The organism is Methylobacterium sp. J-072, from assembly GCF_022829425.1.
Lineage (GTDB): Bacteria > Pseudomonadota > Alphaproteobacteria > Rhizobiales > Beijerinckiaceae > Methylobacterium.
The window spans coordinates 51,514-73,917 of the sequence record NZ_JAKSYK010000094.1; the positions used below are offsets into that span (position 1 = coordinate 51,514).

Consider the following 22,404-nt stretch of genomic DNA (forward strand, 5'->3'; position numbering starts at 1 on the left):
CCTCTGCTTGAAGAAGACTGCGCCTTGCGCCCAGGCCTCAGCGCTCCAGGCGCGCCACCAGGCTCGACGTGTCCCAGCGGTTGCCGCCCATGGACTGCACCTCGGCGTAGAACTGGTCGACCAGGGCCGAGACCGGGAGCTTGGCGCCGTTGCGGCGGGCCTCGTCCAGCAGGATGCCGAGATCCTTGCGCATCCAGTCGACCGCGAAGCCGAAATCGAACTTGCCCTGGTTCATGGTCTTGCCGCGATTCTCCATCTGCCAGGAGCCGGCGGCGCCCTTGGAGATCACGTCGAGCACCGCCTCCACGTCGAGGCCGGCACGCTTGGCGAAGTGGACGCCCTCGGACAGGCCCTGGACCAGCCCGGCGATGCAGATCTGGTTGACCATCTTGGTGAGCTGGCCGGAGCCCACCGGGCCCATCAGCCGGCAGGCCCGGGCGAAGGAGCCGATCGCCGCCTCGACCTTGGCGTAGGTCTCCGGCGCGCCGCCGCACATCACGGTGAGCACGCCGTTCTCGGCGCCGGCCTGGCCCCCGGAGACCGGCGCGTCGATGAAGCCGAGCCCCTTGGCCTCGGCGGCCGCCGCGAGTTCCCGGGCGACCTCGGCCGACGCGGTGGTGTGATCGACGAACACCGAACCGGCCGTCATGCCGGCGAGCGCCCCGTCATCGCCGAGCACGACGCTGCGCAGGTCGTCGTCGTTGCCGACGCAGGCGAACACGATCTCGGCGCCCGCGACCGCCTCCCGGGGCGTCGCCGCGAAGGCGCCGCCATGGGCCTTCACCCAGGCCTCCGCCTTGGGGGTGGTCCGGTTGTAGACGGTGACGTCATGGCCCTTCTTGGCCAGGTGTCCGGCCATCGGGCCGCCCATCACGCCGAGACCCAGGAATGCGACCTTCGCCATTGTTGTCCGCTCCTCCCAGGGCCGAATCGCGCCCGCACCGGGCCTGCGCGCGAGGCGCAGGCGGCGACGGGTTCCGGGGCCGACCGCGACGACGGCCGGGGCCGTGGCGATGGCCCGATGTAACAGATCGGGCGTCGTGCCGCCCGCGAAGCTGCATCACAGCTCGGATCGCTTGCGTCAACGGCGGACGAATAGGATAAACCCACGGTGTAGCCCGGGACCTGCGAGTCCCAGCCGGAGGTCCCAGCGGCCCCGAGCATGAGGCGTTCGGTAGGGAGCGGGACGGATGGGTACGGCGATCGGCAGGCATGGGCCCTGGGCCCTCGTGGGAGCGCTCGGCGCCGCGGCTTTGGCGATCGTGGCCACCCAGCGCGGCGAGACGATCAACGCGCTCTGGATCGTGGTCGCGGCGGTCTGCGTCTACATGATCGCCTATCGCTACTACTCGAAATTCATCGCCGAGAAGGTGATGCGCCTCGATCCGAAGCGTCAGACGCCGGCCGTGCGGCACAATGACGGGCTCGACTATGTGCCCACCAACCGCAGCGTGCTGTTCGGCCACCATTTCGCGGCGATTGCGGGGGCGGGCCCGCTGGTCGGCCCGGTGCTGGCCGCGCAGATGGGCTACCTGCCCGGCATGCTGTGGATCCTGGCCGGCGTGGTGCTGGCCGGGGCGGTGCAGGACTTCATGGTCCTGTTCGTATCGATGCGCCGGGACGGCCGGTCGCTCGGCGAGCTGATCCGGGCCGAGCTCGGCACCGTGCCGGGCATCATCGCGCTGTTCGGCACCTTCCTGATCATGGTGATCCTGCTGGCCGTACTGGCGCTGATCGTGGTCAAGGCGCTCGCCGAGAGCCCGTGGGGCACCTTCACGGTGATGTCGACGATCCCGATTGCCATGCTGATGGGCGTGTATTCGCGCTACATCCGCCCGGGCCGGATCGGCGAGGTCTCGATCCTCGGCTTCGTCCTGCTGATGCTGGCGATCGTCGGCGGCGGCTCGGTCGCCGCGAGCCCGGTCTGGGGCCCGGCCTTCACCTTCACGGGCCCGCAGCTGTGCTGGATGCTGATCGGTTACGGCTTCGTGGCCTCGATCCTGCCGGTCTGGCTGTTGCTGGCGCCGCGGGACTACCTCTCGACCTTCCTCAAGATCGGCACCATCGTCGGCCTGGCCCTGGGCATCGCGGTCGTCGCGCCGCACATGCAGATGCCCGCGACGACCAAGTTCATCGACGGCACCGGGCCGGTCTGGGCCGGCAGCCTGTTCCCGTTCCTGTTCATCACCATCGCCTGCGGCGCCGTCTCGGGCTTCCACGCCCTGATCTCGTCGGGCACCACCCCGAAGCTGATCGCCAGCGAGTCCGATGCCCGCTTCATCGGCTACGGCGGCATGCTGATGGAATCGTTCGTGGCAATCATGGCGCTGGTCTCGGCCTGCGTGATCGACCCGGGCGTCTACTTCACCATGAACTCGCCCGCGGCGCTGCTCGGCACCACGCCCGAGACCGCCGCGGCCGCCGTGACCAAGCTCGGCTTCGCCACCACCCCGGAAGTGATCACCCAGACCGCCGCGGATGTCGGCGAGCGCACGATCATCTCCCGCGCCGGCGGCGCGCCGACCCTGGCGGTGGGCATGGCCCACATCATCTCCTCGGCCATTGGCGGCAAGGCGATGATGGCCTTCTGGTACCATTTCGCGATCCTGTTCGAGGCTTTGTTCATCCTCACGGCCGTGGATGCGGGCACCCGCGCCTGCCGGTTCATGGTGCAGGATCTCGTGGCGCTGGCGGTGCCGTCGTTCAAGAACACCACCTCCTGGGGGCCGAGCATCGCGGCGACCGCGATCGCGGTCGGCGCCTGGGGCTACTTCCTGTACCAGGGCGTGACCGACCCGCTCGGCGGCATCAACACCCTGTGGCCGCTGTTCGGCATCTCCAACCAGATGCTGGCCGCGGTGGCGCTGACGCTCTGCACGGTGGTGATCTTCAAGATGAAGCGCGAGCGCTACGCGTTCGTGACCATCATCCCGACCGCGTGGCTGTGTCTGTGCACCCTCACGGCCGGCTGGCAGAAGATCATGTCCGCCGACCCCAAGATCGGGTTCCTGGCCCATGCCGAGCGCTACGCGACGGCCGCCGCCGAGGGCAAGCTCCTGGCGCCGGCCAAGAACGCCGATCAGATGGCGCAGATCATCCTCAACGACCGGATCGACGCCGTGCTGGCGGCCCTGTTCATCGGCCTCGTGGTCGCCATCGCGGGCTTCGGCATCGCCGCCTGCCTGAAGGCTTGGCGGGCCGATCGCTGGACCGCCCTCGAGACCGATCCGCGTCTGGCTGCGGCCGAGTAGGAACCGCCATGGAGCAACCGCAGAGCCTGCGCCGCCGCCTCCAGACGCTGTCCAAATGCGTCTGCGACGGTGCCCGGCTGATGGTCGGGCAGGGCGATTACGCGGCTTACGCCGCGCATATCCGCCGGACCCATCCCGACCAGGCGCCGATGACCGAGCTGGAGTTTTTTCGCAATCGCGAGAACGCCCGCTTCGGCGTGGGGAACACGTCGGGGTTTCGCTGCTGCTGAGGGGAGAGACGCCGGCGTCAAACGGTGCGGGGCCTGTGGTCCCGCACCGTCATTGCGAGCGCAGCGAAGCAACCTAGGGAAGCGCTACCTTCGGGGATCGCGCGCTGCGCTGGGTTGCTTCGCTGCGCTCGCAATGACGGTAAAGGCGGGTGCGCGCCTCAAACCGGAAACGGGACGACCCGCCTGCGCCCCGCTCGCCCGCGAAACCATAAAGCGAGCGCGAAATGTCAGTCCCCGGCGCAAGCGCGGCCGGATCTTGACTCGGCCGCCACAATATCCGCCATCTCCCACCGCACGGGAGGTCGGCATGAGCATTTTCCAGGACGCCATCCTTCGGTTCGGCCGCACGATCATGTCGTATGCGGGCGATGCCGTCTTCCTTCAGGCCGCCGTCTCGGCCGCGGCCAACGTCATCGTGGCCGATGGCGACGTGGCCGAGGAGGAGATCGAATCGGCGATCAGCGGCATCCGCGCCAACCCGATCCTGGAGAAGTCCTACGACACGCTGCGCGTCGAGCAGGAGCTCTACGAGGCCATCGCCCGGGCGAAGACCCGCGCCGGCCGCCTGGAGAACCTGCGCCTGGTGGGCGCCATCGCCGAGCGGCCGATCGACCAGCGCCAGGACGTCTTCTTGATCGGCGCCGACGTAGCCGATTTCGGCGGCATCAGCGAGGTCGAGCACAAGGCGCTCGACGAGATCGGCGCGGCGCTGCACGTGGACAAGTCCGCGCTGCTGCGTTGAGCCGCCTCGAGGACGGGTCGTCCGGCGGAGTTTGACGGACCGCAACTGTCGGCCCTCGCCCGATCGACCTGACGGGCCCGGTGCGACTGCTTGGCGAAGGCTGGGCGTTGCTTGAACCGCCCCGCGCAATGCGCAACGCTTCCGTCCGGCCGCGAATCGGCGGCCCGCCGGGGGGCGCGGGATGGACGTTCGGAACACGGTATCGGCTGAGAGGCCCGAGCGTGGCGGGGAGATCGCCTTCGACAGGTCGCTCGCTGGGCTGACCGGGATCGTTGTGAAGGGGTTTTTGCTGTCGCTGGTCACCTCCGGCATCTATCGGTTCTGGTATGTGACGAATCTGCGGCGGTTCTTCTGGAGCCGCACCCTCGTGGACGGCTCGCCCGCCGCCTATACCGGCCGCGGCGAGGATCTGTTTCTCGGATTCCTCGTGGCGGTCGTGCTTCTGGCGCCGATCTATGTCGGCCTGTTCGCGGTGTCGCTGCTCTCGCCCGCGTTCCCGATCTTCGCGGGCGTCGTCGGCGTCGTTGTGCTGTTCGTCCTCGGACAGTTCGCCCTCTATCGCGGGCGGCGCTACCGGGCCGCGCGGACCCTGTGGCGGGGCATCCGCCTCGGCCAGGACGGTTCGGGTCTGGTCTACGCCGCTTTGGCCGCGGGCTGGTGGATCGTCGTCCTGGCGACCCTCGGTCTTGCCTTCCCGTTCATGCGCGCGGCCCTCGAACGCTACCGCATCCGCCATACCCTGGTCGGTACGAGCCGGATGGGATCGGAGGCACGGGGTCGGTCGGTTCTGCCGAGCTGGCTGCTGCTCTGGGCCCCGATCGTGGTGCCGGTCCTGCTGCTGCCCGCCGGGATTTTCGCCTCGGGTGCGTGCGGGCCGCTGCTGGATACGAACCTGACGCTGCCGAAACAGGGGGCGGTCAAGGTTCCCAGTCCGAGTTCAGCGGAATGCGATGCCGTCGCCGTGACTCTTCTGACGGCGCTCTCCTTCCTGCTCGCCGTGGCGGCCCCGGTGGTCTCGCTGCTCTACCCGTTCTATCGCGCCCGCGAGACCCGGGCCTTCCTGAGCGCCATCCGTCTCGACGAGGTCCGTCTCGTCTCGCGGCTGAGGGCGTGGGATCTCTATCGGCCGTACCTGGCCTATCTCGTCCAGTGTCTGAAGCTCGGCATCCTGATCACCGTCACGGCGGCCATCGTCGTGGTGATCATGATGGTGTCCGGCGACGCGGTCGCGCAGAGCGTCCGGTTTGCGATCGGTGCGGTCATCGTCGTGGCCCTGTATGCCTGGTACCTCGTATCCACGGTCGTCCTCCACGTCCGCGTGTTGAAGGTCGGCCCCTGGCGCGCGGTCGCCGAGACCACGCGGATCTCGGATGCGGCCGCCCTGGGAGCGATCGTCGCTTCCGCCCGCGGCCCCAGCAGCAGCCTGGGCGAGGGCATGGCCGACGCCCTCGACGTGGGCGGCGTCCTCGATATCGGGTTCTGAGGGACCGGATGTGACGGCACTCACCGGCGCGGGCCGCTACTTCGACGGCCGCACCGCACGGCCCGTCCCGGTCTCCCTGCGCCTCGAAGCCGGACGCTTGGAAGTGTCGGGCCCGGATCTCCGCCGGGACTGGAATAGCCTCGACCTGCGGGCCGAGGACGCGCGCCCGCCCCTGATGCGGGTCGGGCCGGCGGATACGCCGGAGCGGGTCGAATTCTCGGACGAGGCCCTGGCCGCCGCCCTCGAAGCGCTCTGTCCGGACCTGCATGCCGGCCCGGCCGCGGAGGGCCGCACCCTGACGGTGGCGCTCTTGGTCGATGGCGGCCGGGATCGCGCTCCTCGGGCTCGCGGCCTTTGGCGTGCCGGTCCTGGCCGACGCCCTCGCGCCGCTGGTGCCCGCGGCGGTGGAGGACCGCCTCGGTGCCGCGACCGAGAAGCAGATCGGGTATCTGCTCGGCAACCCGCCGGCCTGCTCCGCCCCGGAGGGGCAGGCCGCCCTGGATCGGCTGGTGAGCCGCCTGCGCGGGGACCTGCCGCCGGACCTGCGCGTGAGCGTGCGCCGCTCGACCACGGCCAACGCCCTGACTCTGCCCGGTGCCCGGGTGATCGTCCTGTCGGACCTGATCGCGCAGGCGCAGTCCCCGGACGAGTTTGCCGGTGTGCTCGCCCACGAATTCGGACACGTGGCGGCCCGGGACCCGAGCCGGGCGCTGATCCGGAGTTCCGGCATCGCCTACCTGCTCGGCTACCTCGTCGGCGATCTGGCCGGCTCGGCCGTGATCGTCGCGCTGGGGGAGAACGCCCTCTCCGCCAGCTACAGCCGCGAGGCCGAGCGGGCCGCCGACGCCTATTCGGTCGCCGCCCTGACCCGCGCCGGGGGCGATGGGGCCGCCCTCGCGATCCTTCTTGAGCGGATCGCCGCCGATACCGGCGAGGACCTCGCCTTCATGCGCAGCCATCCCTTCACGCGGGAGCGGGCGGCTGCCATCCGGGCGCTCGCGGCCACCGCTCCGCAACCGCTTGAGGGGCATCGGCCGCTCCTCGACGCGCCGTCCTGGGAGGCGCTCAAGGCGATCTGCGCGGCCCCCGCATCGCGGTAGAGCGCGCACCGCTCAAGTGTGGACCGGTTCGGTGGTTCCGTCGTCATCCTCGCGGGCGCAAACGGTGCGGTACACCCGCGAAAGCAGCTCCTTCGGGAGCGGACGGTCCAGCCAGCGCATCTCACCGAAGTCATCGGTCGCGCCGAAACAAGTCGGCAACGCCTTCAGCCGGAAGCGGGTGAAGTCGTGATGGTGGCAATGCTTTTGACCAGAAGGTGAAATAGAATAGCCGGTCGATTTGCTCGGATCATAAAGAATGAGCAGCAGCGATCTGTTTTTTGCTTCAAGCCTGCGCTCAAAGCACTTGACATCCGCTGATCTCAGATCGTGTTATATGAAGTCTGTCGGCAATTGCTTGGGAGCGACAAATTTGCCGGTGATGCTCGCGGCGGAGGGGCTCACGAAGCGTTTCGGATCGACCCGGGCGCTCACCGATGTGTCGTTCGAGCTTCAGGCCGGCGAGGGGCTCGCCCTGATGGGCGCCAATGGGGCCGGCAAGTCGACCTTGGTGAAGATCCTGTGCGGCGTCCATGGCGCCGATGCCGGGTCGATCACCATCGGCGGGAAGACGGTCGCGTTCGCCTCGCCGCGGCAGGCGCGGGAGCACGGGATCATCGCCGTGCATCAATCGATCGCCGATGTCGGTGTCCCGACCCTGTCGGTCGCCGACAACCTGCTGCTCGACCGCTCCTGCACGGGGCGCGGCCCGCTCCTCGTCGGCGGCCGGCGGAGCTTGCGCGCCGCCGCGGCGATCGCGGCCGGCATCGGCCTCGAGCTGGACCTGTCCCGGACCCTCGACGCGCTCTCCATCGCCGAGCGCCAGCTCGTCGCCATCGCGCGCGCCGTCGCGCACGACCCGGCCGTGCTGATCCTCGACGAGCCCACCGCCAGCCTCTCGGCTCCCGAATCCGAGCGCCTGTTCGCAGTCCTCGACCGGCTCAGGGACCGGGGCGTCGCGCTGCTCTACATCTCGCACAAGACCGGCGATCTGCGCCGCATCGCCGACCGGATCGTGGTGCTGCGCGACGGCCGGGTCTCGGGCGAGTTCCGCCGGCCGCTGGATCTCGGCGCCGCGATCCGGGCGATGGTGGGCCACGCGGTCGGGCGCGCGGCGCCGCGCGATCCGGTGCCGGGCGGCGCGCCGATCCTGCGGCTGTCGCAGGCGCGCCTCGTCCCGGCCGCTGCGGCCTTCGATCTCGTCGCGCATGCGGACGAGGTCGTGGCGGTGACGGGGCCGGTGGGCGCCGGAAAGTCCACCCTCGCCGGTGCCATCTTCGGGCTCTGGCCGCTCGCGGCCGGGCACATGGAACTCGACGGCCGACCCTGGCGGCCGCGCTCGGCCGGGGACTCGGTCCGCAACGGCGTGTTCATGGCCGGCGAGGACCGCTGGCGCACCACCTTCTTCCCCGGCACCATGCCCTTCGCGGATATCGCCGGCACGATCGGCTTCCCCTTCCTCGACCGCTGGGGCCGGGCGGGCCTCGTCGCGCGGACGGCCGAGACGCGCGCGGCGCGCCGGCTCATCGCCGAATTCGGCATCAAGGCGCGCGGCCCCGAGGACCTGCCCGCCGCCCTGTCGGGCGGCAACCAGCAGAAGGTCGTCCTCGCCCGCTGGCACGCCGAGCCGGCGCGGCTGCTGCTGCTCGACGAGCCGTTCCAGGGCGTCGATATCGGCGCCCGGGACGACATCATCCGGGCGATCCGGGCCCAGTCGCGGGACCGCGCCACGATCGTCTTCGTCAACGACCTCGAAGAGGCGCTGGAGGTCGGCGACCGGGTCGTGGTCATGGCCGATCGCGCCGTGGTCGGGGACGCCGCCGACCTCGCCCGGATCAGCGCGCTGCTGGCTTCAGGCGCCCCTTCGCCTCACCCTGCCGTCTCGTAGAGTCCCCGTCATGTCGTCGCCCGCCCGCACTCCGAAGGGGGCCTTGTCCCTGCGTCGCCTCGCGATCGATTACGGGCTCCTGATCCTGCTCGTCGGACTATTGGTGGTCTTCGCAGTCGCGCAGCCCGCCTTCCTGCGCGTCAACAACCTGTTCAGCATCCTGCAGGCCGTCGCCATCGTGGCGCTGCTCGGGGTCGGCGTCACGGTCACGATGATCGCCGGTGGGTTCGATCTCTCGGTCGGCGGGCTCGCCGCCTTCGTGCAGATGGCGGCTGCCTACAGCCTGATCGTGCTCGACGGCTCGACCGGCAGCACCATCCTGCTCTGCCTGGGGATCGGCATGTTGGTCGGCCTCGGCAACGCGCTCCTGATCGTGCGGCTCGGCATCCCCGATCTCCTCGCCACGCTCGGGATGCTGTTCCTCCTGGCCGGCCTCCAGCTGATCCCGACCGGGGGCCGCTCGATCGCCCGGGGCATGACCCTGCTCGACGGGTCTGTGGCGGACGGCGCCTTCACCCACGCGTTCCTCACCCTCGGCCGGCACCGGTTCTGGGACATCCTGCCGGTCCCGGTGGTGGTGCTCGCGGTCGTGGCCGCCGCGCTCTGGTTCGTGATGGATCTCACCCGCTTCGGCCGGGTGTTCCACGCGGTCGGCGGCAACGAACTGGCGGCGCGGCTCGCCGGTGCGCCGACGCGGGCCTACCGGGTTTGCGCCTACGTCATCTCCTCCACGGTGGCGTCCATCGGCGGCATCCTGATGGCCGCCCGGATCGGCCGGGGCGACGTGTCCGCCGGCAACGGGCTGATGCTGGATGCCATCGCGGCCGCGCTGATCGGCTACGCCGTGCTCGGCGCCAACCGGCCGAACATCCTCGGCACGGTCGTGGGCGCCGTCTTCGTGGGCGTCCTGCTCAACGGCCTGACGATGCTGAACGCCCCCTATTATCTCCAGGACTTCGTCAAGGGCGCCGTGCTGATCGGCGCCCTGACCGTCACCTACGGCCTCGCGCCGAAGCGGGCCTAGAGCATCATCCCGAAAGGTGGTTTCCGGCTTTTGGAAAGGGATGATGCAAAATCGAAGATCGCGCGCATCGCCCGGGTTCCGATATCCAGGACGATGCGTTGATCGTGGCGGGCGATCAATGCGGCTTGGGGATCCAGGGGGCGGTCGCGGCCTCCGAATGGCCGAAGGCCGGGATCCGGGCGTTCAGATCCGCGATGGTCTTCACCCCGGCTTCCCGAAGCGCTCCCTGCGTCAGCAGGATCGGCTCGACGGTGATCCGAGGCCCGGGATCCTGGCCGGCGAGGGCGAGCGCCGCGGCCCGGATCGATACCGCGCCGACCACCGCCGGATTCGTCGCGACGGTGGCGACCCAGGGGCTGCCGGGCTCGGTGATCTCGCCGATATCCGCGGTCGACACGTCGGCCGAATAGATCTTCACCCGGTCGGCGAGGTTCAATTCGTTCACCGCGAGCTTTGCGCCGCGCGCGAACTCGTCATACGGCGCAACAATCACCGTGATGCCCGGATTGGCGCGCAGGGCCGCCTTGGCCTGGTCGGCGACGACGCTCGCGGTCGCGTCGCTGACGGTGCCGAAGCGGGCCTTCTCGATCACCCCCGGATGGGCGGCCTTGAAGGCGGCCCAGACCGCGTCGCGGCGATCGAGGGGGGCGAATCCGGCGACATAGATATAGGCCGCCTGAAAGCTGGTCCCGTTCTCCTGAACGACCTGGTCCAGCGCCTTCTGGGCGAGCGCGCGATCGCTCTGCTCGACCTGCGGGATCCGCGGATGGTCGAGGTTCACGTCGAAGGCCACGACCTTGATGCCGGCATCGACCGCCTTCTGGGCGACGTCCTTGAGCGATTCGGGCAGGCCGTGATCGATCACGATCGCCTTGGCGCCGAGCGCGATGGCCTGCTCGACCTGCTCGCGCTCCTGGGCCGCGTCCTGCTTGCCCGGGAAGATCCGGAGGTCGATGCCGAGCGCCTTGGCCTGCGCCCGCGCCCCGGCCTCGTAGGCCTGGTAGAAATCGCCGACCGACAGGTAGCGGACCAGGGCGACCGTGACGTCGCCGTGATCGAAGGGCGGCGGGGCACCGGCGAGGCCGGCCGCCCAGGCGGCGGTCGAGAGGCCGAGCGCCGCGACGGCGGCGCAGAGACGGAGACGCACGGACATGGCTTGCCTCGCTATCAGGATGCGGCCGGCAGGACGCGGCCGATCTTCCACTGGAACGGCGGCTCGGTGCCGTTGACCGCGAAGTCGCCGACGATCCGATCCTTGAAGATGCGCGGGTTGTGCGAGGCGATCGTGCGGGCGTTGCGCCAGTGCCGATCCAGGGCGTGCCGGCTGCTCGTCGCGGAGGCGCCCAGCGCGTCGAACAGGATCGTGCCGGCATCCAGGACGAGGCCGGTCAGCACGGTCTGCGCCTGGGCGAGCTCGATCTCCGAGGCGATGGTGACCGCCTGCGCTTCGTCCGCCGGCAGGGTCCCGACCCGGGCCTCGTAGGCGCCCTGGACCGCCTCCGCCGCCCGGGCGTTGATCGCCCCCGCCGCGTAGGCCAGCGCGTGCACCCGGCCGACGACCTGGAGCACCTGCGGGTCGGCGCTGGGCCGCGCGCCGGCGGCGTGAGAATAGGTCCGATCCCGCGTGCGCACCGCCCGGGTCACTTCGTCGGCCGCCGCCCGGGCGATCCCAGTGAGCGTCGCGAGATGCACCGCCTGGAAGAACGCCGTGCCGTAGGCGAAGCGGACCTCCGTGGGCAGCGGCTCGCCGATGGCGGGCACGTCCGCGAACGTGGCGGTGCCGCTCGCGGTCAGCCGCTGGCCGAACCCGTCCCAATCGTCGAGGATCGCGACACCGGGCGCCCGTGCCGACACCACCACCGAGGTCTCCTCCCCGGCCTCGCCGGTGCCGACCACGTCGATCCAGTCGGCGAAGAGCGAGCCGGTGGTGTAGTACTTTCGCCCCGTGAGTCCCCAGCCGTCGCCGCGCCGGTGAATGCGGGTCTCGAACGCGCCGACCAATGCGGTCCCGGTCTCCGACCAGGCGCCCCCGAACAGGTCGCCGCCCGCGAGGCGCTCGATCCAGCGTGCCCGGCGCGCATCGTGGGGAGCGCTGACGGTGTCCTCCGCGAAGCCGAAATGGTTGCGCAGGGCCTGAGGCAGGTTGGAATCGGCCTGCGCCAGCTCGGCGAGGAGGCCGAACAGGTCCGGCAGGCTCGCGCCGAAGCCGCCCTCCGCCTCCGGCACCCGCAGGGCGCCGAACCGTGCCGCGCGCAGCCAGCCCACGGCCTCGTCGGGCAAGCGCCGCTCCCGCTCGCGCGCGACGGCTCCCTCGCGGATCCGGGCGAAGATCGGCCGGAACCGGGCCGCCAGGCGCTCGTAATGCGGGCTCGGCGGAGAGCCCCAGGCGGAGCGCTCGGGGGGCCAGGGCGCGGCATCGGTTTGGCTCATCGGGTCGGTCTCGTCCGGGCGAGGATTGAAGATCAGTGCCGCGTCGGCGCGTCTGCGGCGCCGAGATACAGCGCGGCGAGACGGCCGCTGGCGGCGAGTTCGGCGGAGGGGCCCGAGGCGACCACGCGCCCGCTCTCCAGCACGATGGCGCGGTCGGCATGGTCGAGCACGAGGTTCGCGCTCTGCTCGGCGATCAGGACGCTCAGGCCCTCCTCGCGGTTGAGGCGGGCGATGATCGCGAAGATCTCGGCGACGATGATCGGGGCGAGGCCCATCGAGGGCTCGTCGAGGAGGAGCAGGGTCGGCCGGGTCATCAGCGCGCGGCCGATGGCGACCATCTGCTGCTCGCCGCCGGAGGTCAGGCCGGCGCGGGCGCCGCGGCGCTCTTTCAGGCGCGGGAACCAGCCGTAGACCCGCTCGAGATCCTCGGCGAGCTGCCGCCGGCTCGGACGGCGCAGATACCCGCCGGTGAGCAGGTTCTCCTCCACGGTGAGCTGCCCGAAGACGTGCCGGCCCTCCAGGACCTGGACGATGCCGCGCGCCACGAGATCGGCCGGATCGAGCCGCCGGGTCTCCTCGCCCTGCCATCGGATCGTGCCGCCGCGCAGGGCGCCCCGCTGAGCGCCCAGCAGGTTCGAGATCGCCCGCAGGGTCGTGGTCTTGCCGGCGCCGTTCGGGCCGACCAGCGCCACGATCTCACCCCGGGCGACGCTCAGGGACACGTCGTGGAGGGCCAGGATCGAGGCCCCGTAGACGGCCTCGATCGCCTCCACGTCGAGGAAGGGCGGCCGCACCGGGCCGGCCTCGACAGCCCGGGTCACCGGGCCGCCGCCTCGGCGGAATCCGCGGAGCGGGGCGTGATGCCCTTCTCCTTGGCGTAGGCCGCGGCGCGCTCGTAGATCAGCGGCAGGAGCAGCTCGCGGTCGGACTTGACCCAGCCGTTGCTGACGATGGTCCACTTGGCGCCGTCCCATTGCAGGACCTTGCCGGCGCCGCCGCCCTCGTGGTCCTTGATCGAGAGACGCAGGGGCTGGACGAGCCCCTCGGCGCCGATCGCCCGCAGGCGGTCCTCATCGAGAACGAGGTGCTCCAGGCCCCATTGGCCCTCCGCGCCGGTGATCGGCCGGTTGCCGAAGCGTGCCTGCGCCGTGCGGATCGCCTCGACCGAAATGATCGCCTCGATCAGTCCGGAATGTAATAGACCGAACCGAAGCTCTTGAGGTCCTTCAGGTCGCTCTTGCCCTTGTCGACGATCGCGGCCTTGATCTTCTTGAGGATCTCGAAATCCTGGCTGGCCGGGAACGGCGTGATCGCCAGATAGCCCTTGCCCACGCTGCCCGCCGGTCGCACGTCCTCCTCCGAGCCCGACCAGATGCCGCCGATAATGTGATCGACCGGGAAGCCGGTCTTGGCCGCGGTCTTGATCGCGACGGGCGTCATCACCCCCCAGCCGCGCAGGAACACCCAGTCGGGCTTGATCTGCCGGATTCGCGCCCATTGCGCCGACTGGTCGTTGCCGGGATGCGGCACCGGGATCTGGATATCCTCGAAGCCGTAGGTCTTGGCGAGCAGGGCGAGCGGGGTCTGGGTCTCCTTGCCGTAGGGGCTGTCGTGATAGACGGTCGCGATCTTGAGGCCCTTCAGCTTGTCCTTCCCGCCGACCTGCTCGGCGATGTAGTTGATCGCCGAGGACGCCTCGCTCCAGAAGCTGAACAGGACCGTGAAGCTGTAGGGAAAGACCCGGCCGTCGATCGCCTCGGTACGGCCGTAGCCGGTGGTGACGAGCGGGATCTTGTCGGCGACCGATTTCTCGGTGAGCGCCTTCGAGATCGGGTCGCCGTGCGGCAGGAAGATCGGCACCGGCGAACCGTCCTTGCCGCCCTTCATCCGCTCGTAGCACTCGACACCCTTCTCGACCGCCCACTCGGTCTCGCACTCGTCCCAGACCAGCTTCACGCCGTTGATGCCGCCCTCGACCTCGTTGATGTAGCGGAAGTAATCGATGACGCCGGCCCAGCTCGGAATGCCCGACGAGGCGTAGGCGCCGACCCGGAAGGTCGCCAGCGGGAAGTATTGCTTGGCCGGCTCTGCGATGGCGGTGGAGGCGGCGCAGAGGCTCGCCGCGAGGGCGGTGGCGCGCAGGGCGCGGACGAGGCGTGACATCCTGGGTCTCCGAGAGAAAGCGGTCAGCGGACGAGGCGCCGCCAGAGGCGGCCGATGAGCGCGACGAGGCCGTTGGGCTCCTTGATCAGGAAGCCGATGATCAGCGCGCCGAAGATCACCCGCTGGATGTTCGAGACCTGCCCGCCGTCGAGCCCGGCCCCGAGCACGGCTTCCGAGAGACGCGTCAGCAGGATCGGGGTCAGGACGATGAAGGCCGAGCCGATGAAGCTGCCGGCGAGGCTGCCCAGCCCCCCGATGATGATGATGAACATCGCCTGGAAGGACCGATCGAGATCGAAGCTGCGGGCATCGACCGTGCCGAGATAGGCGAAGGCCCAGAGCGCCCCGGCGACGCCGCACACCGCGGCGCCCGCGAAGAACGCCGAGAGCTTGGCCCGCGCCACCGGCACGCCGATCACCGCGGCCGCGGTCTCCCCGTCGCGCACCGCCCGCCAGTTCCGACCCGTCTGGCTGCGCACGAGCCGCCAGGCGATCGCCGTCACGACCGCGACGCTCGACAGCGTCAGGGCGTAGCGGCCGGCCGGGCTCGACAGGTCGCGGCCGAGGATTGCGAGGCGCGGTGCGGAGATCGAACTGGAGGAGGCGTAGTTCGAGAACCAGCCGACCTGATTGAAGGTCCACTCGATCAGGAACTGCCCGGCGAGCGTCGGCGCGATGAGGTAGAAGCCCTTGATGCGCAGGCTCGGCAGCCCGACCACGAGGCCCGCGAGGCCGGCGATCAGGCCGCCCAGGGCGAGGCTGGCCGGCAGCGGCAGGCCGGGAAGGCGCAGCAGCAGGTTGTAGGTGGCGTAGGCGCCGACGGCCATGAAGGCGCCGGTGCCCAGGGAGGCCTGGCCCGCGTAGCCCATGGTCAGGTTCAGGCCGAGACCGGCGAGCGCCATGATCAGGAACGGGATCAGGATCGCGTTGTACCAATAGTCGGTGGCCACCAGGGGGATGCCCCCGAAGGCCAGCGCCAGCAGGAGGGCGAGCCCGACCGACCGGAGGGGCAGGGCGGGCAGTGCCAGCCGCCGGCCCGGTACGAGGCTGGCCGAGGAGGATGCGGACGACACGGGTCAAACCCTCTCGATGGCGCGCTCGCCGAACAGACCCGCCGGGCGGACCAGCAGGAAGGCGACGGCGAGCAGGTAGGCGAACCAGGTGGAGACCGAGCCGCCGAGCAGCGGCCCGAGATAGATCTCGGCGATTGCGTCAGCCGCGCCGACGATGAGGCCGCCGACGATGGCCCCGGCGATCGAGGTGAAGCCGCCGATGATCAGCACCGGCAGCGCCTTCAGCACCACGAAGGTCAGCGAGAACTGCACGCCCTGGCGCGCGCCCCACAGCAGCCCCGCCACCAGCGCCACGAAGCCAGCCACCGCCCAGACCGCGGCCCAGAGGACCGGCAGCCGGATGCCGATGGACAGGGCCGCCTGCGGATCGTCCGCCACCGCCCGCAAGGCCACGCCGATCCGCGTGCGCTCGAAGAACAGCGACAGGGCGATCACCAGGGCTCCGGCGCTCGCCGCGGCGACGAGGTCGAAGCGGCTGAGCTGGATCGGGCCGAGCGCGACGGGCAGATCGGGGATGCCGAGGTCGAGTTCGTGGACGCTCGCGCCCATCAGGAGCTGCGCAATGCCCTCGATCACGTAGGACAGGCCGAGCGTCGCCATGAACAGCGTCACCTGCGACCGGTTGACGAGGGGGCGCAGCACGACCCGCTCGACCGCCACCGCCAGGGTCACCATGATCGCCAGCGTCACCAGGCCGGCGAGCCAGAAGGGCAGCTCCCGCTCCGTCAGGGTGACGAAGGTCAGCGCGGCGCAGAGCACCATCGCCCCCTGCGCGTAGTTGAACACCCCCGAGGCCTTGTAGATCAGCACGAAACCGATCGCCACGAGAGCGTACATCACGCCGGCGAGCAGGCCGCCCGCGAGCGTCTCCAGGAAGAAGCTCATGCGGCGGCCCTCAATGCGGCTTGCCGAGATAGGCCGCGATCACGACCGGGTCGTTGCGCACGGCCTCCGGCGGCCCGTCGCCGACCTTGCGCCCGTAATCGAGCACCACGACGTGGTCGGATAGGCTCATCACCACGCCGATGTCGTGCTCGATGAGCACGACCGTGAGGCCGAATGTGTCCCGGGCCGCCTCGATGAAGCCGCCCATCGCGCGCTTCTCCTCGCCGTTCATGCCGGCCATCGGCTCGTCCAGCAGCAGGAGCTTCGGGCGTGCCGCCAGTGCCCGGGCGCGGTCGACCCGCTTCTGGATGCCGTAGGGCAGCGTCGCCACGATGCGGTCCCGATAGGAGGCGAGGTCGAGGAAAGCGAGGATCTCCTCGGCGGCCTGAAGAAAGCAGCGCGTCTCGGCGGCGTCGCGAGGCAACCCGAAGGCGTGCTCGACCAGCGTCGTCCGGCTGTGGCGCGCGAGGCCCGCCAGCACGTTGTCGAGGACGGAGAGCGGCCCGAACAAAGCTGCGTGCTGGAAGGTGCGGCCGATGCCGCGCCTCGCCGCCAAGCCAGGGCGGATGCGGCCGAAGCGCTCGCCCTCGAAGGTGACGCTACCGGACTCCGCCCGGTAAACCCCGTTGAGGATGTTGAGCAGCGAACTTTTGCCGGCTCCGTTCGGGCCGATCAGCGCGCAGATCTCGCCGCGTCGGACCGCGAAGCTCAAGCCGTTGATCGCCTTGATGCCCTTGAACGCCAGCGAGACATCGGTGAGTTCGAGGATCGTGTCGGACAAGGCCGGCCTCACTCGGCCGCAGCGGCGGGGCGAAGCGCCGCCTCGCGGGCCTTCACGGCCTCGATGTCGCGAAACCCGTGGGCCGGATGCGTCTCCGGCAGGTACGGCCCGCGGCCGAACAGTTTTTCGCGCAACGTTCCGGGGCGGTAGGCCTTCGGGTAGGCGCCGCGCTTCTGGAGCTCGGGCACCAGCAGGTTGACCGCATCCTCGAAACTCTCGGGCGTCACCGCGTAGGCGAGGTTGAAGCCGTCGACATCGGTCTCCGCGACCCATTCCTGCAGGATGTCGGCGACGGTCGCGGGCGAGCCGACGAAGACCGGGCCGACGCCGCCGATGCCGCCCCACCGGGCGAGCTCGGCGATCGACCAGGGGTTCTCCGCGGACGAGAAATGCTCGACCATCGACACGATGGCGTTGGTTTCGACCTTCTTGACCAGATCGGTCGGCGCGTACTGGCCGAAATCGATGCCGCTCCAGCCCGACATGAACACCAGCGCGCCGTCGTAGGACGCGTAGGACCGGTACTCCTCGAATTTCTTCTGCGCGGCCGCGTCGGTCTCGGCGACGATCACGGTGGTGAGGTTATAGATCAGCACGTCCCGGGGCGAGCGCCCGGCGGCCCGGGCCTGCGCGCGCACATCGGCGACATAGGCCTTCAGCATCGGCTTCAGGGGCGCGGCCACGAACACGCATTCGGCGTGATGCCCCGCGAACGCCTTGCCGGGCCCCGAGGCGCCGGCCTGGTAGAGCACCGGCGTGCGCTGCGGCGAGGGCTCGCAGAGATGGTAGCCCGGCACCGTGAAATGGCGGCCGCGATGCCCGATCTCGTGGACCTTGGACGGGTCGGTGAAGATCCGCCGCTCCCGATCCCGCAGGACCGCGCCCTCTTCCCAGCTGCCCTCGAACAGCTTGTAGAGCACCTCGACATATTCCGCCGCGACTTCGTAGCGGTTGTCGTGGCGCTTCAGGCCGTCCTGGCCGACATTCTTCGCGCCGCTCTCGAGATACGAGGTGACGATGTTCCAGCCGACCCGCCCCTTGGTGTGATGGTCGGCCGTCGAGAGCCGGCGGGCGAAGGTGTAGGGGTGCTCGAACGAGGTCGAGGCGGTGATGCCGATGCCGAGGTGCTCGGTCGCCAGCGCGATCGGGGCGGCGAGCTGGAGCGGATCGTTGACCGGGATCTGCGCCGCCTGATGCAGGGCGTGCCAGTTCGAGCCCTTGTAGACGTCGTAATAGCCGACCACGTCGGCGATGAAGATCCCGTCGAAGATGCCCCGTTCGAGGGTCCGGGCCAGATCCTGCCAGTATTCCAGGTCCTTGTACTGCCAGGAGCGGTCCCGCGGATGCGCCCACAGCCCCGGCGACTGGTGGCCGACGCAGTTCATGTCGAAGGCGTTGAAGCGGATCTGGCGGGTCATGGCTGGCGGGTCATGGAGGGCGTGTGGTCCGGTTCGGGGATCGGCAGCGCGCGGCACCCGCGTGGCGCATCAGACAGGGTAAGACGAGCGACCGACGCGCCGCTGTATCCAGGCAAGAATTAAATCAATGACCCTGCCGAGAAGATGTTTTCTTCTCGGATCATCTATCGATCAGGCATATTGTGAGGGCAAATTCGTCGTTGTGCCGTGGAATGTTTGCGTTGCATCCGCCGAGTCGTCAATGAAACGGCCTGCTTTATTTCGCGAGCGGCGCGAAAGAAGGTTTTCTTATTGTCGCCTGCGGTAGGACGGGGCGCGATCTCCAAGCCGCGGCCGGCTTCGACGCTGCGCTCCTGCGCAAAAGCTCCTCCCGATCAGGCGTGCGGGCGCGGTCCCGCGAAGGCGAAGGCCAGGGTCGAAAAGATCAGCACGCCGGTGCCGACCTGCTGCCAGTAGAAATTCCAGCCGACGAGCAGCAGGCCGTTGGTCACGAAGGCGAACAGCACGACGCCCAGGATCGTGCCGAGAATGTTGGGCCGGCGGTTCCGGCTGAGCGAGGTCCCGATGAAGGCGGCCCCGATGCTGTCGAGCAGGTAGGCGTTGCCGGCATACGGCACGTAGGCGTTCACATGCGCCGAGAGCAGGATGCCGGCGAGCGCCGCAACGGCCGCGCTCGCCACGTAGACCAGCGCCAGGATCCGCCGCACCGGCAGGCCGGAATGGATCGCCACCTCCACTTGGGTCCCAACCGCCAGCACCTCGCGTCCGAAGCGCGTGCGCTCGAGCAGCAGCCACGCGCCGACGCCCAGGATCAGCACCAGCCAGAGCGCGAGCGGCACGCCGAGCACGGCGCCGTGGCCGAGGACGGCCAAGGCCGCCGGGATGCGGTCGGCCGGGACGTAGACCGGGTTGCCGCCATCGGTGGTCAGCTGCTGCAGGCTGTGGCCGATGAACAGCGTGCCGAGGGTCGCCAGGAACGGCGTGATCGACAGCCGGGCGATCAGCAGGGCGTTGAACAGCCCGGTGCCGATCCCGGCGAGCAGGCCGTAGAGGCCGGCCAGGGCGACCGGCTGACCGGCGCCGATCGCCGTGATGAAGGCCAGGCTGCCGAGATCGACGGCGGTCCCGACCGACAGGTCGGTGCCGCCCGCGGCGACGGCGAGCGTCATGGCGATGGCCACGATCGCCGCCAGGGCGACGGTGTTGACCAGCACGCCGGTGACGTTCGCCACCGTGAGGAAGCCCGGCGCCGCGGCGGAGAAGGCCACGAGGACGAGCACCAGCGCGATCGGGATGCCGAACCGCACGATCTCGGCGGTCGGCAGGGCGAGGCGGCGGCGTTCCACCGTGACGAGGCTCATGCGGCGTGTCCCTTCGCCGAGGCCGCCGTCGCCCCCACGACGGCCAGGATCAGCGCCCCCTCGATGCCGTTCACCCAGTAGGTCGAGACGTGCAGGAGCTGGAAGCCGTTGGTCAGGCTGCCGACGAACAGGGCCGCGAGCAGCGTGCCGGTGACGGTCGGGACCAGGCGGCGCGAGAACACCACGCCCAGGAAGGCCGTGGCCACCACGGGCAGCAGCATGTCGGCGGAGCCGCCGGTCGCGCTGTTGAGGAACGCCACGGAGGCGATGCCGGCCAGGCCGCCGGACAGCCCGCTCGCGAGGTAGGCGCCGGCCCGGTAGCGGCCAATCGAGAGGCCGGCGGCGCGGGCGGCCTCCGGATGGGCGCCGACCGCGGAGGCGCGCGGGCCGAGCGGGGTGAGGCGTAAGCTCGCCGCGAAGAAAAACGCCACGGCGAGCAGGAGGTAGCCGAGGACCGGTACGTCCAGCGGCCCGGTGCCGCCGAGCCACTCGATCAGGGGCGAGGCGGCCGGGATGGTGGTGTTCTCGGTGATCACCAGTTCCAGCCCGGCGCAGATGTTCATGGTCGCCAGGGTCGCGAGCAACGGCGGGATGCGCAGGCGCAGGACCGCGACCGCGTTCACGAGGCCGACCGCGAGACCGGTGCCGAGCGCCGCGACCACGCAGGCGGCATCGCCGGCGCCGGCCTGGTTGAGCCCCGCGAACACCGCAGCCGAAAGCCCGAGGGTGCCGGCGAGCGACAGATCGATGCCGCCGGCGACGACATCCGTGCCGCCGGTGATCAGCACCAGCGTCAGCCCGAGGCCCAGGATCCCGAGCACGCTCGATTGCGCCAGGATCAGGCCGAGATTGGCCGTGCCCAGGAACGCCGGCACCCGGGCCGCGAAGACGGCCAGCACCACCAGGACCAACAGGAAACTGCCGGCGCTGCGCAGGCCGGCGAGCCATGCTTTTGGATCAGCCGCCGGATCCGGCAGGGCGATGCTGGGCACGGTCTCAAATCCGCGGTCCGTTGCGCTAGGCGGCACGGCTGGCCTCCGCGCCGGGTCCGGCGCCGGTCAGGGTCGCGTTGAGCAGGCTGTCGGCGGTGGTCCCGGCCGTAGGATGCTCCGACACGATCGCCCCGCGATACAGGACCAGTACGCGGTCGCAGATCCCGAGCAGCTCGTCGAGATCGGTGGAGAGCAGCAGGATGCCGGCCCCGCCCTCGGCCAATCCGGCGATCAGCCGGTAGATCTCGGCCTTGGCGGCGATATCCACCCCGATGGTCGGTTCGTCGAGGATGTAGAGGCCGGCCTCCCGGGCGAGCCATTTGCCGAGCACCACCTTCTGCTGGTTGCCGCCGCTCAGCGTCTGGACCAGGGCCTCGGGGCCGGCTGCCTTGATCTGCAGATCGCCGATCAGGCGCAGCGCCTGGGCGCGCTCCCGGACCCGATCGAGCCAGCCCCGGCGGCTCACCCGGTCGAGGCTCGCCAGAGTCAGGTTCTCGCGGATGCCGAGATCGAGGGCGACCCCGTGGGCGCGGCGGTTCTCCGGCACCAGCGCGAGGCCCCGCCGCACCGCGTCGTGCGGGTTCGCGACGTGTGCGACCCGCCCGTCGACCGTCACCGTGCCGGCCTTGATCGGCGCGAGGCCGAACAGCGCCTGGACGAGTTCCTTCGCGCCCGAGCCGAGCAGGCCGGTGAGGCCCAGCACTTCGCCGCGCCGGAGGACGAAGGACGCGTCGCGCAAGGCCGGCGGCACGCTCACCCCGGCCAGGGCGAGCACGGGCGCGCCGGGCTCGGCGCGATGGCGCGGGAAGAGGTCGCTCACGTCCCGCCCGACCATCAGGCGGGTGAGCGCCGCCGTCGAGGTCCGGCGCGGATCGACCTGAGCGACATCCCGGCCGTTGCGCATCACCGTCACCGCTTCGCAGAGGCGCTCGATCTCGGCGAGGTAGTGCGAGATGTAGAGCGTGGTCAGGCCCTTCGCCTTGAGGCGCGCGATGGCGGCGAACAGGTGCTCCGCCTCGCGCTTGGCGAGCGCCGCCGTCGGCTCGTCGAAGACCACGATCTTGGGCTCAGCCAGCAGCGCCCGGGTGATCTGCACGATCTGCTGCTGCGCGATCGTGAGGTCGCGGATCAGCGCGTTCCGCGGCAGGCGGATCCCGAAGAAGCGCGCGATGGCGGCCTCGGCCCGCTTCTGCAGGCCGCCCGACAGATAGCCGAAGCGCGACCCCGCGCCCTCGCGGCCGAGGAACAGCGCCTCGCCGACCGTGGCGGTGGGCACCAGCAGCCGCTCCTGGTGGATGAACGCGATGCCGAGCTCTTCCACTCGGCCGGGGGTGATCCCGGCGATCGGGGTGCCGTGCAGCGCGATCGTCCCGGCTTCGGGCGTCACCAGCCCGGCCAGGACCTTGATGAGCGTCGACTTGCCGGCCCCGTTCTGGCCGATCAGCCCGTGGATGGTCCCCGGCGCGACGGTCAGCGCGGCGCCGTCGAGGGCGCGGGTCGGCCCGAAGGTCACGACCAGATCGCGCATCGCGAGGGCCGGCGGCGGATCGGGCGGCAGCGTCCGGGTCGGATCGGCGGCGGCCATG

18 protein-coding genes and 1 pseudogene are annotated in these 22,404 nt (G+C 70.3%); 7 read left to right on the forward strand and 12 right to left on the reverse strand.

What is annotated here, in order from left to right; genetic code table 11:
• Window positions 1-37: 37 nt before the first annotated feature.
• Window positions 38-904: an NAD(P)-dependent oxidoreductase gene (locus MKK67_RS10185; protein ID WP_243963838.1), complete on the reverse strand. Its 867-nt coding sequence runs from the start codon at window positions 902-904 to the stop codon at window positions 38-40.
• Window positions 905-1,190: 286 nt separating this feature from the next.
• On the opposite strand from MKK67_RS10185, the gene MKK67_RS10190 reads away from it, so the two are divergent.
• From MKK67_RS10190 to MKK67_RS10220, 7 genes are all read left to right on the forward strand, one after another.
• Window positions 1,191-3,251 carry a carbon starvation CstA family protein gene (locus MKK67_RS10190; protein WP_243963840.1) on the forward strand — a complete coding sequence of 687 codons (2,061 nt, stop codon included), beginning with the start codon at window positions 1,191-1,193 and terminating at the stop codon, window positions 3,249-3,251.
• 8 nt (window positions 3,252-3,259) lie between these two features.
• A complete protein-coding gene (locus tag MKK67_RS10195; protein ID WP_243963842.1) occupies window positions 3,260-3,481 on the forward strand; it encodes a YbdD/YjiX family protein in 222 nt (73 codons plus the stop codon).
• Window positions 3,482-3,788: 307 nt separating this feature from the next.
• Window positions 3,789-4,223: a tellurite resistance TerB family protein gene (locus MKK67_RS10200; protein ID WP_243963844.1), complete on the forward strand. Its 435-nt coding sequence runs from the start codon at window positions 3,789-3,791 to the stop codon at window positions 4,221-4,223.
• A 181-nt stretch (window positions 4,224-4,404) separates the two neighbouring features.
• Window positions 4,405-5,706 (forward strand): DUF898 family protein, encoded by a 1,302-nt coding sequence (locus tag MKK67_RS10205; RefSeq protein WP_243963846.1) that lies wholly within the window; start codon window positions 4,405-4,407, stop codon window positions 5,704-5,706.
• Between the two features lie 317 nt (window positions 5,707-6,023).
• Entirely contained in the window at window positions 6,024-6,806 is a 783-nt protein-coding gene (locus MKK67_RS10210; RefSeq protein ID WP_243963848.1) for a M48 family metallopeptidase, read from the forward strand.
• Window positions 6,807-7,185: 379 nt separating this feature from the next.
• Entirely contained in the window at window positions 7,186-8,691 is a 1,506-nt protein-coding gene (locus MKK67_RS10215; RefSeq protein WP_243963869.1) for a sugar ABC transporter ATP-binding protein, read from the forward strand.
• A 10-nt stretch (window positions 8,692-8,701) separates the two neighbouring features.
• Entirely contained in the window at window positions 8,702-9,715 is a 1,014-nt protein-coding gene (locus MKK67_RS10220; protein WP_243963850.1) for an ABC transporter permease, read from the forward strand.
• A gap of 115 nt (window positions 9,716-9,830) precedes the next feature.
• On the opposite strand, the gene MKK67_RS10225 is transcribed toward MKK67_RS10220, so the two are convergent.
• The 11 genes and pseudogenes from MKK67_RS10225 to MKK67_RS10275 all read right to left on the reverse strand — a co-directional run bounded on the left by MKK67_RS10225 (window position 9,831) and on the right by MKK67_RS10275 (window position 22,403).
• A complete protein-coding gene (locus tag MKK67_RS10225) occupies window positions 9,831-10,868 on the reverse strand; it encodes a substrate-binding domain-containing protein (protein ID WP_243963851.1) in 1,038 nt (345 codons plus the stop codon).
• Window positions 10,869-10,882: 14 nt separating this feature from the next.
• The gene (locus MKK67_RS10230) at window positions 10,883-12,145 is read right to left on the reverse strand and encodes a monooxygenase (protein ID WP_243963853.1); all 1,263 of its coding nucleotides are present in this window, start codon (window positions 12,143-12,145) and stop codon (window positions 10,883-10,885) included.
• 32 nt (window positions 12,146-12,177) lie between these two features.
• Complete coding sequence (locus tag MKK67_RS10235; RefSeq protein ID WP_243963871.1) at window positions 12,178-12,939, reverse strand: ABC transporter ATP-binding protein; 762 nt, start codon at window positions 12,937-12,939, stop codon at window positions 12,178-12,180.
• A gap of 23 nt (window positions 12,940-12,962) precedes the next feature.
• A pseudogene (locus MKK67_RS10240) lies at window positions 12,963-14,308 on the reverse strand (ABC transporter substrate-binding protein).
• Between the two features lie 23 nt (window positions 14,309-14,331).
• On the reverse strand, window positions 14,332-15,381 hold the full coding sequence (locus MKK67_RS10245; protein ID WP_243963854.1) for a branched-chain amino acid ABC transporter permease: 1,050 nt from the start codon (window positions 15,379-15,381) through the stop codon (window positions 14,332-14,334).
• Window positions 15,382-15,384: 3 nt separating this feature from the next.
• Window positions 15,385-16,266 (reverse strand): branched-chain amino acid ABC transporter permease, encoded by an 882-nt coding sequence (locus MKK67_RS10250; protein WP_243963855.1) that lies wholly within the window; start codon window positions 16,264-16,266, stop codon window positions 15,385-15,387.
• 10 nt (window positions 16,267-16,276) lie between these two features.
• The gene (locus MKK67_RS10255) at window positions 16,277-17,047 is read right to left on the reverse strand and encodes an ABC transporter ATP-binding protein (RefSeq protein ID WP_243963856.1); all 771 of its coding nucleotides are present in this window, start codon (window positions 17,045-17,047) and stop codon (window positions 16,277-16,279) included.
• A gap of 8 nt (window positions 17,048-17,055) precedes the next feature.
• Window positions 17,056-18,465 carry an LLM class flavin-dependent oxidoreductase gene (locus MKK67_RS10260; RefSeq protein WP_243963857.1) on the reverse strand — a complete coding sequence of 470 codons (1,410 nt, stop codon included), beginning with the start codon at window positions 18,463-18,465 and terminating at the stop codon, window positions 17,056-17,058.
• Window positions 18,466-18,839: 374 nt separating this feature from the next.
• Window positions 18,840-19,826 (reverse strand): ABC transporter permease, encoded by a 987-nt coding sequence (locus tag MKK67_RS10265; RefSeq protein WP_243963858.1) that lies wholly within the window; start codon window positions 19,824-19,826, stop codon window positions 18,840-18,842.
• On the reverse strand, window positions 19,823-20,818 hold the full coding sequence (locus tag MKK67_RS10270; protein WP_243963859.1) for an ABC transporter permease: 996 nt from the start codon (window positions 20,816-20,818) through the stop codon (window positions 19,823-19,825). The genes MKK67_RS10265 and MKK67_RS10270 overlap by 4 nt, the downstream gene beginning before the upstream one ends.
• Before the next feature lie 25 nt (window positions 20,819-20,843).
• Window positions 20,844-22,403 carry a sugar ABC transporter ATP-binding protein gene (locus MKK67_RS10275; RefSeq protein WP_243963860.1) on the reverse strand — a complete coding sequence of 520 codons (1,560 nt, stop codon included), beginning with the start codon at window positions 22,401-22,403 and terminating at the stop codon, window positions 20,844-20,846.
• Window position 22,404: the final 1 nt, after the last annotated feature.

Bases quoted from the DNA above. Each gene is read 5' to 3' on its own strand.
- MKK67_RS10210 (WP_243963848.1), top strand. From the start codon at position 6,024: ATGGCGGCCGGGATCGCGCTCCTCGGGCTCGCGGCCTTTGGCGTGCCG.
- MKK67_RS10200 (WP_243963844.1), top strand. From the start codon at position 3,789: ATGAGCATTTTCCAGGACGCCATCCTTCGGTTCGGCCGCACGATCATG.
- MKK67_RS10215 (WP_243963869.1), top strand. From the start codon at position 7,186: ATGCTCGCGGCGGAGGGGCTCACGAAGCGTTTCGGATCGACCCGGGCG.
- MKK67_RS10265 (WP_243963858.1), bottom strand. From the start codon at position 19,826: ATGAGCCTCGTCACGGTGGAACGCCGCCGCCTCGCCCTGCCGACCGCC.
- MKK67_RS10185 (WP_243963838.1), bottom strand. From the start codon at position 904: ATGGCGAAGGTCGCATTCCTGGGTCTCGGCGTGATGGGCGGCCCGATG.
- MKK67_RS10195 (WP_243963842.1), top strand. From the start codon at position 3,260: ATGGAGCAACCGCAGAGCCTGCGCCGCCGCCTCCAGACGCTGTCCAAA.
- MKK67_RS10205 (WP_243963846.1), top strand. From the start codon at position 4,405: ATGGACGTTCGGAACACGGTATCGGCTGAGAGGCCCGAGCGTGGCGGG.
- MKK67_RS10230 (WP_243963853.1), bottom strand. From the start codon at position 12,145: ATGAGCCAAACCGATGCCGCGCCCTGGCCCCCCGAGCGCTCCGCCTGG.
- MKK67_RS10225 (WP_243963851.1), bottom strand. From the start codon at position 10,868: ATGTCCGTGCGTCTCCGTCTCTGCGCCGCCGTCGCGGCGCTCGGCCTC.
- MKK67_RS10275 (WP_243963860.1), bottom strand. From the start codon at position 22,403: ATGGCCGCCGCCGATCCGACCCGGACGCTGCCGCCCGATCCGCCGCCG.
- MKK67_RS10190 (WP_243963840.1), top strand. From the start codon at position 1,191: ATGGGTACGGCGATCGGCAGGCATGGGCCCTGGGCCCTCGTGGGAGCG.
- MKK67_RS10220 (WP_243963850.1), top strand. From the start codon at position 8,702: ATGTCGTCGCCCGCCCGCACTCCGAAGGGGGCCTTGTCCCTGCGTCGC.
- MKK67_RS10260 (WP_243963857.1), bottom strand. From the start codon at position 18,465: ATGACCCGCCAGATCCGCTTCAACGCCTTCGACATGAACTGCGTCGGC.
- MKK67_RS10250 (WP_243963855.1), bottom strand. From the start codon at position 16,266: ATGAGCTTCTTCCTGGAGACGCTCGCGGGCGGCCTGCTCGCCGGCGTG.